At 60.5% G+C, this 10,070-nt stretch carries 10 protein-coding genes; 2 read left to right on the top strand and 8 right to left on the bottom strand.

Features of this window, described 5'->3' with window-relative positions:
• Window positions 1–54: 54 nt before the first annotated feature.
• The 3 genes from gloA to ACSSNI_RS16920 form a co-directional block, all read right to left on the bottom strand.
• On the bottom strand, window positions 55–426 hold the full coding sequence (gene gloA / locus ACSSNI_RS16930) for a lactoylglutathione lyase (protein WP_200638663.1): 372 nt from the start codon (window positions 424–426) through the stop codon (window positions 55–57).
• Between the two features lie 83 nt (window positions 427–509).
• The gene (locus tag ACSSNI_RS16925) at window positions 510–1,727 is read right to left on the bottom strand and encodes an argininosuccinate synthase (RefSeq protein WP_073301413.1); all 1,218 of its coding nucleotides are present in this window, start codon (window positions 1,725–1,727) and stop codon (window positions 510–512) included.
• An 86-nt stretch (window positions 1,728–1,813) separates the two neighbouring features.
• Window positions 1,814–2,707 (bottom strand): flagellar protein MotY, encoded by an 894-nt coding sequence (locus ACSSNI_RS16920; protein ID WP_200639756.1) that lies wholly within the window; start codon window positions 2,705–2,707, stop codon window positions 1,814–1,816.
• A 184-nt stretch (window positions 2,708–2,891) separates the two neighbouring features.
• Between ACSSNI_RS16920 and pyrC the strand changes: the two genes are divergently transcribed.
• Together pyrC and rnt are read left to right on the top strand one after the other, a co-directional pair.
• Window positions 2,892–3,935 (top strand): dihydroorotase, encoded by a 1,044-nt coding sequence (pyrC, locus tag ACSSNI_RS16915; RefSeq protein WP_102835720.1) that lies wholly within the window; start codon window positions 2,892–2,894, stop codon window positions 3,933–3,935.
• Window positions 3,932–4,606 carry a ribonuclease T gene (gene rnt / locus ACSSNI_RS16910; RefSeq protein ID WP_064481720.1) on the top strand — a complete coding sequence of 225 codons (675 nt, stop codon included), beginning with the start codon at window positions 3,932–3,934 and terminating at the stop codon, window positions 4,604–4,606. Before pyrC ends, rnt begins: the two co-directional genes overlap by 4 nt.
• 74 nt (window positions 4,607–4,680) lie before the next feature.
• Here the strand turns inward: rnt and thrC are convergent, their stop codons facing one another.
• The 5 genes from thrC to xerD all read right to left on the bottom strand — a co-directional run bounded on the left by thrC (window position 4,681) and on the right by xerD (window position 9,923).
• Window positions 4,681–6,090 (bottom strand): threonine synthase, encoded by a 1,410-nt coding sequence (thrC, locus tag ACSSNI_RS16905; RefSeq protein ID WP_200638662.1) that lies wholly within the window; start codon window positions 6,088–6,090, stop codon window positions 4,681–4,683.
• Between the two features lie 59 nt (window positions 6,091–6,149).
• Window positions 6,150–7,454: a homoserine dehydrogenase gene (locus ACSSNI_RS16900; RefSeq protein ID WP_102835718.1), complete on the bottom strand. Its 1,305-nt coding sequence runs from the start codon at window positions 7,452–7,454 to the stop codon at window positions 6,150–6,152.
• 112 nt (window positions 7,455–7,566) lie between these two features.
• A complete protein-coding gene (locus tag ACSSNI_RS16895) occupies window positions 7,567–8,064 on the bottom strand; it encodes a GFA family protein (protein ID WP_200638661.1) in 498 nt (165 codons plus the stop codon).
• A gap of 109 nt (window positions 8,065–8,173) precedes the next feature.
• Window positions 8,174–8,899: a DsbC family protein gene (locus tag ACSSNI_RS16890; RefSeq protein ID WP_200638660.1), complete on the bottom strand. Its 726-nt coding sequence runs from the start codon at window positions 8,897–8,899 to the stop codon at window positions 8,174–8,176.
• Between the two features lie 127 nt (window positions 8,900–9,026).
• Window positions 9,027–9,923 (bottom strand): site-specific tyrosine recombinase XerD, encoded by an 897-nt coding sequence (xerD, locus tag ACSSNI_RS16885; RefSeq protein WP_200639755.1) that lies wholly within the window; start codon window positions 9,921–9,923, stop codon window positions 9,027–9,029.
• Window positions 9,924–10,070: the final 147 nt, after the last annotated feature.

Genomic DNA, 10,070 nt, shown 5'->3' with positions numbered 1-10,070 from the left:
TCTCATTTGCTGAGCGACCTGTCCATAAATAGAACACTTTAGAAGGGTGTCAAATTAGTGGAAACTTTGGGGTGCATCCGGGTCTTCGATGAACGCCAGGATGCTGGTGCCATGTTTCATCGGCCCCGGCTCGCGGGTGATCTTGCCGCCTCGACTACGGATATCCTCGCAGGCTTTGTAGACGTCTTCGACCTCCAGCGCGATATGGCCGTAACCGTCTCCCAGGTCATACTTCTCGACGCCCCAGTTGTGGGTCAGCTCCAGCACGCTGTTATGTGCTTCGTCACCGTAGCCCACAAATGCCAGGGTGAACTTGCCTTCCGGGTAATCCTTGCGGCGCAGCAGCGTCATGCCCAGCACTTCGGTATAGAAGGCGATGGATCGCTCCATATCGCCCACTCGCAGCATGGTATGCAGCAGTCTCATGGGTATCTCTCCTAATCAGCGGTGCATAAAGCATAACCCCGGCTCGCGGCCGGGGTTATGGTCAGGCTGCGTAGCAGTCTCTATCAGAACTGCGTCCGGCCCTTGTTCGCGGCGATGCGCATGCGCAACGCATTGAGCTTGATGAAGCCACCCGCATCGGCCTGGTCATAGGCGCCCGCATCGTCTTCGAAGGTCGCAATGTTGGCGTCGAACAGCGAGTCGTCCGACTTACGGCCGGTGACGATGACGTTGCCCTTATAGAGCTTCAGACGCACCACACCGTTCACATTGACCTGCGAGGCGTCGATCATCTGCTGGAGCATGCTGCGCTCAGGGCTCCACCAGTAGCCGTTGTAGATCAGGCTGGCGTACTTGGGCATCAGCTCGTCTTTCAGGTGCGCCACTTCACGGTCTAGGGTGATCGACTCAATGGCGCGGTGGCCCTTGAGCATGATGGTGCCACCCGGGGTCTCGTAGCAGCCGCGCGACTTCATGCCGACGTAGCGGTTCTCGACGATGTCCAAGCGCCCGATGCCGTTCTCGCCACCGACCTTGTTCAGATAGGCCAGCACTTCGGCCGGGGTCATGTCCTTGCCATCGATGGCAACGATGTCGCCCTTGCGGTAAGTCAGTTCTATGTAGGTCGGCGTATCCGGCGCCGTCTCAGGCGAACGGGTCCAACGCCACATGTCTTCTTCGTGCTCGGTCCAGGTGTCTTCCAGCACGCCGCCTTCATAGGAGATGTGCAGCAGGTTGGCATCCATGGAGTACGGCGACTTCTTCTTGCCGTGACGCTCGATCGGGATCTCGTGGCTGGCGGCATAATCCATCAGCTTCTCGCGCGAGAGCAGATCCCACTCGCGCCACGGCGCGATGACCTTGACGCCCGGCTTCAGCGCATAGGCGCCCAGTTCGAAACGGACCTGGTCGTTGCCCTTGCCGGTGGCGCCGTGAGAAATGGCGTCGGCGCCAGTCTCGTTGGCAATCTCAATCAGACGCTTGGCGATCAGCGGGCGGGCAATGGAGGTACCCAGCAGGTACTCGCCTTCGTAAACGGTGTTGGCGCGGAACATTGGAAAGACGAAGTCGCGGACAAATTCTTCGCGCAGATCGTCGATGTAGATTTCCTTGACGCCCATGGCCTTGGCCTTGGCACGAGCAGGCTCGACTTCCTCGCCCTGACCGAGGTCGGCGGTAAAGGTCACCACTTCGCAGTTATAAGTGTCTTGCAGCCACTTGAGGATCACCGAGGTGTCCAGGCCACCGGAATACGCCAGGACTACCTTCTTTACGTCGGCCATTGCCATCCACTCCCGGGATTGTAAGGAAAGCGGGGATTCTACTGGTCGCGACGTTTGTTTTACAGGGGCGTAAGCGCCGCTCGCCTTCAGGACGAAGGTGTACCGCCCTCTGCTGCCGCGGTGGTGGTCGCCGGCCCGCGCTCCAGACGCATAGTCACCCGCCGGTTCTTGGCCCGGTTGGCCTCGCTGCTGTTGGGAACGATGGGGTAGCGTTCGCCGTGAAAGCGCAGCGTAATCTGTTCCTTGGGAACCCCATTGCCGATCAGATACTCTTCGACCGCCAGCGCCCGGCGACGGGACAGGTCGCGATTGGTCAGCCGGTTGCCGCTGTTATCGGAGTGACCATCGAGCTGGATGCGGTTGACGCTGGGGTCGGCCTTGAGAAACTGCAGAATGATGTCGAGTTTGGCCTGGCCCAACGCGTCGAGCGCGACGTCACCGGCGGGGAATCCAACCTGCGACGTGCGAATCTGCTCGAAGTTGACCGGCAGCAGCTTGGCCGCACAGCTGCGAAAGTCCTCGTAGGCTTTGCCGAAGCGCACTGGCAACAGCCGCACTTCCAGCGCATCATCACCAAGCCGGGTCCGGTGACGCACGACCGGGCTGCGGCCTTCGAGAAGACCACTCAACAGGCGGCCGGCTTGCAGGTAGGTGCTGTTGAACGGAATATCGCCGCCGACTACGGAAACCAATCCGAGATTGATATCGCCACGGCTCGGCTGCCAGGGCGCGGCTGCCGCAAGCAGCGTGGCTGAACCGTTGCCCAGCCAGCGATCCGGCGACTGCAAGCGGAAAGTTGGTTGCTCACCCGCTCGCCGTACGAACTCACCCGATCCAAACCCTGCGACCGGCTGCGTTAACCGACACTCGAACTGATCGCCTTCCACCTGCCACTGCGCACGCTCCAGACGAGTCTGGAACGTGAGGGCATTGGCTGGGGAAGCCAACAGACAGGCAATCACTAGAAGGCGCAAGCGCACGTAGGGCTCCACGGTGAACGACATTCAACCGGGGTATCGGTGCCGACCCCGAAAACTTGAACCCGCCGCGGCCCAGGTCGTGCCCACCGCATCATCGCCCGTTGCATGGCAAGGTCCCGCCTGCAGCGATTTTTTCCCGCGTTTCCGGTAGCATTCCCGCACGTTTTACCGCCTGGAACCCTGCATGTCCGACCGACTGACATTACTGCGCCCCGACGACTGGCACATCCACCTGCGCGACGGCGCAGCGCTGCCACACACCGTGGCAGACGCTGCACGCCAGTTCGCGCGCGCCATCATCATGCCGAACCTGGTCCCGCCGGTCCGAAATGCTAGCGAGGCGGACAGCTATCGCCAGCGCATCCTTGCCGCCCGCCCTGCTGGCAGCGCCTTTGAGCCACTGATGGTGCTCTACCTCACCGACGGCACGCAGCCCGAAGATGTGCGCGCTGCCAAAGCCAGTGGCTATGTATTCGCCGCCAAGCTTTATCCGGCCGGGGCCACCACCAATTCGGCATCCGGCGTCACCCGCATCGACAACATCTTCCCGGTGCTCGAGACCATGGCCGAGGTTGGCTTGCCGCTGTTGGTCCATGGCGAAGTGACGCGCTCGGAAATTGACATCTTCGATCGCGAAAAGTACTTCATCGATGAGCAGCTCAGCCGCGTCACCGAGCGCTTCCCGAGCCTCAAGGTGGTGTTCGAGCACATCACCACGCGCGACGCAGTGCAGTTCGTCGAGGCTGCCAGCAGCAATGTCGGGGCCACCATCACGGCTCATCACTTGCTCTACAACCGCAACCACATGCTGGTGGGCGGCATCCGCCCGCACTTTTTCTGTTTGCCCATTCTCAAGCGCAACGTTCATCAGGAAGCGCTGCTCGATGCGGCTACCAGTGGCAACCCGAAATTCTTTCTTGGCACCGATTCGGCGCCTCACGCCCAGCATGCCAAGGAAAACGCCTGCGGTTGCGCCGGTTGCTACACCGCGTTCGCTGCGATCGAACTCTATGCCGAGGCCTTTGAGCAGCGCGGCGCACTGAATCGTCTGGAAGCCTTTGCCAGTCACTTCGGCGCCGATTTCTATGGTCTGCCGCGCAACACCGATACCATCACCCTGATCCGCGAGTCTTGGAGTGTGCCGGCCAACCTGCCGTTCGGGGAGCACAACGTCGTGCCCTTGCGTGCAGGCGAAACCCTGCAGTGGCGGCTGGAGGCAGAAGCATGAGCGACGATCAGTTTGACGACGAGCTGGAAGGCAACCAACCAGGCAAGCCACGCTCGCCGATGGCGAGACGCTTTCGCGGCTTCCTGCCAGTCGTTGTTGACGTGGAGTGCGGTGGATTCAACTGCGCCACAGACGCACTGCTGGAAATCGCCGCCGTGACCATCGGCATGGATGAGCAAGGTCTGCTTTACCCGCAGGACACCCTCTTCTTCCGTGTCGAACCTTTCGCCGGCGCCAATATCGAGGCGGCCGCATTGGAGTTCACCGGCATCAAGCTCGACCACCCGCTGCGCATGGCGGTCCCCGAATCGCAGGCGATGAACGAGATCATCCGCAGCGTGCGCAAAGCAGTGAAGTCAGCCGGCTGCAAACGCGCCATTCTGGTCGGTCACAACAGCAGCTTCGATCTCGGTTTTCTGAACGCGGCGATTGCCCGCTGCGACATCAAGCGTAATCCGTTTCACCCGTTCTCCAGCTTCGACACCGCGACGCTGGCCGGCCTCGCCTATGGCCAGACCGTTCTCGCAAAGGCTTGCCAGGCAGCCGGCATCGACTTTGACGGACGCGAAGCACATTCTGCGCGTTATGACACAGAAAAGACCGCCGAGCTGTTCTGCGGCATCGTCAATCGCTGGAGGGAAATGGGCGGCTGGGAAGAGTTCGACGAGTAATCTCGGCATCGTCCTTCGCCCTTAACGAAAAAAGGCCAGTCGTGAGACTGGCCTTTCTTGTTACTGCTGGTCGCTTACAGCGGCTTGCCGCGATTGCCATGTTCGGTGACGAACGCCTGCATGACTTTCAGATCATTCTTCAGCACAGTGCAACGCTCCGGACGCTCGAACAGGTCAGCCAGATGCGCCGGCAACTCCAGCGCCTTGCCAACCCCGGCCTTCTCCACCGCCTCAGGAAACTTGACCGGATGGGCAGTTCCTAGTGTAACCATTGGTGTCGCCAGACTGCGGCGACACTCGCGCGCAGCATAGACGCCGATCGCCGTGTGCGGATCGAGCAACTCGCCGGTCTTGGTGAACACCTCGGCGATAGTCTTGCAGGTCTGTGCGTCGTCTACGGCCAGCGAATCGAACAGCTTGCGTGCCTCAACCCAGCGCTCCTCCTCGACAGACAACTTGCCGCTGGCCTTGAATGCACTCATCAGTTCGGCGACCGCAGCGCCGTTACGGCCGTGCAAATCGAACAACAAACGCTCGAAGTTGGAGGACACCATGATGTCCATGGAGGGCGACAGCGACGGGTGCAGTGTGTCCTTGTCGTAGCGGTTGCCACTCATGAAACGGTGGAGGATGTCATTTCGGTTGGTCGCCACCACCAGCTGGCTGATTGGCAGGCCCATGTTGCGCGCCAGGTAGCCGGCGAAGATATCGCCGAAGTTGCCGGTCGGAACGGAAAACGCCACCGAACGGGCCGGACCGCCAAGCTGCAGCGCCGCATGGAAGTAGTAAACAATCTGAGCCATGATCCGCGCCCAGTTGATCGAGTTGACCGCTACCAGCCGCGTACCCTTGAGGAAGCCTTGGTCAGCGAAGCTGTCCTTGACCATCTCCTGGCAGTCATCGAAGTTGCCTTCGATTGCGATGTTGTGGATGTTGTCGCCGAAGATGGTCGTCATCTGCCGACGCTGCACTTCGGAGACCCGGTTATGCGGGTGGAGGATGAAGATATCCACGTTGTCACAACGGCGGCAGCCTTCGATCGCTGCCGAGCCGGTATCGCCCGATGTAGCGCCGATAATCACTACGCGCTCACCGCGCTTGGCCAGCACATAGTCGAGCAGCCGACCCAGCAGCTGCAGGGCGAAGTCCTTGAACGCCAGGGTCGGGCCATGGAAGAGTTCGAGCACCCACTCGTTGCTGTCCAGCTGGCGCAGCGGTGCGACCGCACTATGGGCGAACACGCCGTAGGTTTCTTCCAGGATCTGCTTGAAGTCAGCATCCGGAATGCTGCCGGTAACAAACGGGCGCATCACCTTGAACGCCAGCTCATGGTATGGCAGCCCAGACCAGGATGCGATTTCCTCGACGGTGAAGCGCGGCAGGTTTTCCGGCACGTATAGACCGCCGTCACTGGCCAACCCGGCAAGCAGCACGTCTTCGAAATTCAGGGCGGGGGCCTGGCCACGGGTACTGATGTAGCGCATTGTTCAAACCTACGTTGGACGCTGACTGCGGGCCACCAGAGCAGCCCGACGTTGCTGAGTTAGTTCAGTTGCTCGACACGAATCCGCACCACGTTGCCCACCACGTCGGCAAGCGCTTCAAGTGCTGCGATGGCGTCGTCGATTCGCTGCTCGACCACTCGATGCGTGACCAGGATGACCGGAACCAACCCGTCTTGCTCCTCGGCCTCCTTCTGCATGATCGATTCGATATTGATGCCACGCTCCGACAGAATAGTGGCGACCTGAGCCAACACGCCCGGGCGATCCTTGGCTTGAATGCGTAGGTAATAGGCGCTTTCGCAAGCGCCGATCGGCAGGATCGGATGAGCAGAGAGCGAGTCCGGCTGAAAGGCCAAGTGCGGGACGCGGTTGTTCGGATCGGTGGTCAGCGCACGGGCCACATCCACCAGGTCCGCCACCACAGCCGAAGCCGTCGGCTCCATGCCGGCACCGGCGCCGTAATAAAGGGTCGAGCCGACGGCATCACCGTTGACCATCACCGCATTCATCACGCCATTGACGTTGGCGATCAGGCGATCGGCCGGGATCAGCGTAGGGTGGACGCGCAGCTCGATGCCTGAGGCAGTGCTGCGCGCGACGCCCAGGTGCTTGATGCGGTAGCCCAGCGCCTCAGCGTAGTTGACGTCAGCCGTGGTCAGCTTGGAGATCCCTTCGGTGTAGGCCTTATCGAATTGCAGCGGCACGCCGAAGGCAATGGAGGCAAGGATGGTCAGCTTGTGGGCGGCGTCTATGCCTTCGACGTCGAAGGTCGGATCGGTCTCTGCATAACCGAGCTCCTGAGCCTCCTTCAGTACGTCCTCGAAGGTCCGACCTTTCTCCCGCATCTCGGTAAGAATGAAGTTACCGGTTCCGTTGATGATCCCGGCGAGCCAATTGATCTGGTTGCCCGCCAGCCCTTCGCGAATGGCCTTGATGATCGGGATACCGCCGGCTACCGAGGCTTCGAAGGCTACGATGACGCCCTTCTCGCGCGCCTTGGCAAAGATCTCATTGCCGTGCACGGCGATCAGCGCCTTGTTTGCCGTGACCACATGCTTGCCGTTCTCGATGGCCTTGAGCACCAGTTCGCGGGCTAACGTATAGCCCCCAATAAGCTCGACGACGATGTCGATCTCGGGGTTATTGGCGACATCGAAGATATCGGCGGTAATCGGGGTGTCACCGGTGTTGCACTTGGGGTTCGCATGACGAGCCGCAATCTGCGCGACCTCGATTCCACGTCCAGCACGGCGCGCGATTTCCGCTGCGTTGCGCTCGAGCACATTGAAGGTACCGCCACCGACGGTTCCCAGCCCACAGATGCCAACTTTCACCGGTTTCAAGTTGCACTCCCCATTGCCAACGGACGGCCCTACACGGCGGCCGAACAAAAGAGTCGCACATTACGAAGCACAGGAGCTTTAGTCAAATCGGCAGCGCTTGGCGGACCGGCTACTAGCTGGACTTGCTCTGCAACCCCAGCCGCTGGTGCCACTGCGCAAGCGACTCATCCGGATATTCATCGAAGCAACGATCATCTGGCCCCAGCTGCGGCTCGACCCACGACGCCTTCGACGCCAGCATCAGGTGTGTCGACTCGGGCGGGCTCGGCAGGTCGCTATCGATTGCTGAGGCATGTGGATGCACCAGGTCTGGCCAGTTCGGGTCCCACAACCAGAGCGCGCTGCCACACAGCTTGCAGAAATGACGTTGCCCATCACTGATACGCACCGCGCCGGTTTTGGCATCGACCATCCTGGCCTGGTAGATGCTCAGGTTTTCGCGGCCATGCACCGTAAGCGTCCGGTGATCCCCACCCAGATTGATCGCATAGCCGCCCGCCCCTGCCGTTTTGCGACAGATCGAGCAATAACAGCGCATAAACGGATAGGGTTCGGCCGACTCCACAGAAAAAAGAACGGCCTTGCAATGACAGGAACCTTCGAGCTTCATTTTCTCCACCTCCTCAATATGCCTTCTGGCTTTGAACGCGAGGGGGGAAACAGTTCAGCCGCAGCTGAAATGGACAGCCTCTTCGCGACAGAAGAGGCTGTCCAGGCGGCTACTTGGCTTTCAGAGCGAGTTCGGCGAGCTGCGGCGCCGGCTGGTAGCCAGGGATGATCTGGCCATCCGCGAGGATAATTGCCGGGGTGCCCTGAACGCCGATCAGCTGGCCTAACTCATACTGCTCGGCTACCGGGTTGTCGCAGCTGGCGGCCGGTACATCCTCACGTGCCTTGGCTTTGTTCATCGCAGCCTGACGATCCTTTGCGCACCATACGCTGGTCAGGGTGTTGGCACCGTGACTGCCCATCCCCTGCCGCGGAAAGGCCATATAGCGAACCTCGACGCCAAGACGGTTCAGCTCCGCTACTTCACTGTGCAGCTTCTGGCAGTAGCCGCAATCGGTGTCGGTAAATACAGTGATATGGGTCTTCGGATTTTCAGGCGAGAAAACCACCATCTTGCTGGTTGGAACAGCGTCAATCGCTTTCGCAACGGATCGGCTCTGCGCCTGCTCGGTCAGGTTGGTCGCCTGGCCGTCCTTGAACTGATACATATAGCCCTGAATCAGGAACTGACCGTCCGCGCTCGCGTAGAGCTGACGCCCACCCTTCAGCTGAACCTGATAAACACCGTTCATGGGGCTTTCGGCGATCGCCTCGATGGGCATATCGGGCTGGAGTGCGTTGAGCGACTCACGGATTGCCTGTTCAGCGTCAGCGGCCAGGACAACGGAGCTGGCGAGGCCCAGGGCAACGGCAGCAAAAATACGATTCACGCGCATGAAATCTCCTGGCGACTACGATCGAGGGAAGGCCGGCAGATTAACATAGCCCCTGACGCCTGATGCAGGCGACAGGTCTTCGCTCATCGGCTTTGTGGCCTGCACCGCATCTTCTAACGTCAGCCGCTCAACCACGCGGATGGTGTTGCGCGTGGAGCTCCTGCAGCCTGGCGCGGGCAATGTGCGTGTAGATCTGGGTAGTCGACAGGTCACTGTGGCCGAGGAGCATCTGCACGGTCCGAAGATCCGCTCCATGATTGAGCAGGTGAGTAGCAAATGCGTGACGCAGTGTGTGCGGAGAGATCGACACGGGTATTCCGGCCTGCCGGGCATGCTGTTTGACTCGATGCCAAAACGTCTGCCTTGTCATCAGATCCCCTCGTCGGCTTGGAAACACCACATCGCTGGCCTTGCCACTGAGCAACTCGTGACGGGCGTCGCGAAGATAGCGTGCCAGCCAGTGCATGGACTCCTCGCCCAAAGGCACCAGGCGCTCCTTGTTTCCTTTACCGAAGGTACGCAAGACGCCCTGGCGAAGATTGATCTGCTCAAGACGAAGTTCGATCAGCTCCGTGACCCGCAGGCCGGTTGCATAGAGGACTTCGAGCATCGCCCGGTCGCGTAGCCCCAGCGGCTCGACGATATCCGGCGCCGACAGCAGCGATTCGACATCAGTCTCCGACAACGCCTTGGGCAGTGGGCGCCCCAACTGCGGCAGATCCACTCGCAGCGTTGGATCGACCGTGATCAAGCCTTCGCGCAACAGAAATCGATAGAACCCGCGAAGCCCGGACAACAGCCGCGCGGTTGAGCGAGCCTTGTAGCCGTTAGCCAGGCGCCAGGCGAGGTGATCGAGAATGGCGTCCCGACCCACATCGACAAGACGCACACTGCGCTCGCCCAGCCAGCCGTTGAATAGCGCTAAATCGCTGCGATAGGCGTCGCGGGTGTTGTCCGACAGTCCTTTTTCGAGCCAAAGAGCGTCGAGGAACCGATCGATAAGGGGGTCGTCTTGAGCCGGCATGCACAGAAACACTGGACGGAAAGGCGGCCAGTGTTCCATAGACCGCTCGGACCGAACAGCCACCTTGCTCATTCCAAACAGACCTGATCGGCCCGAGCAGTGTCAGACTATCCAGTAGCTCCGCAACAACGGACCCTCGCGGAGTGG

It is taken from the genome of Stutzerimonas tianxiuensis (assembly GCF_053470365.1).
This window is presented reverse-complemented; position numbering and strand designations above follow the sequence as displayed.

Coding starts and splice junctions, on each gene's coding strand:
- rnt (WP_064481720.1), top strand. CDS start 3,932: ATGAGCGACGATCAGTTTGACGACGAGCTGGAAGGCAACCAACCAGGC.
- ACSSNI_RS16890 (WP_200638660.1), bottom strand. CDS start 8,899: ATGCGCGTGAATCGTATTTTTGCTGCCGTTGCCCTGGGCCTCGCCAGC.
- gloA (WP_200638663.1), bottom strand. CDS start 426: ATGAGACTGCTGCATACCATGCTGCGAGTGGGCGATATGGAGCGATCC.
- thrC (WP_200638662.1), bottom strand. CDS start 6,090: ATGCGCTACATCAGTACCCGTGGCCAGGCCCCCGCCCTGAATTTCGAA.
- pyrC (WP_102835720.1), top strand. CDS start 2,892: ATGTCCGACCGACTGACATTACTGCGCCCCGACGACTGGCACATCCAC.
- ACSSNI_RS16925 (WP_073301413.1), bottom strand. CDS start 1,727: ATGGCCGACGTAAAGAAGGTAGTCCTGGCGTATTCCGGTGGCCTGGAC.
- xerD (WP_200639755.1), bottom strand. CDS start 9,923: ATGCCGGCTCAAGACGACCCCCTTATCGATCGGTTCCTCGACGCTCTT.
- ACSSNI_RS16895 (WP_200638661.1), bottom strand. CDS start 8,064: ATGAAGCTCGAAGGTTCCTGTCATTGCAAGGCCGTTCTTTTTTCTGTG.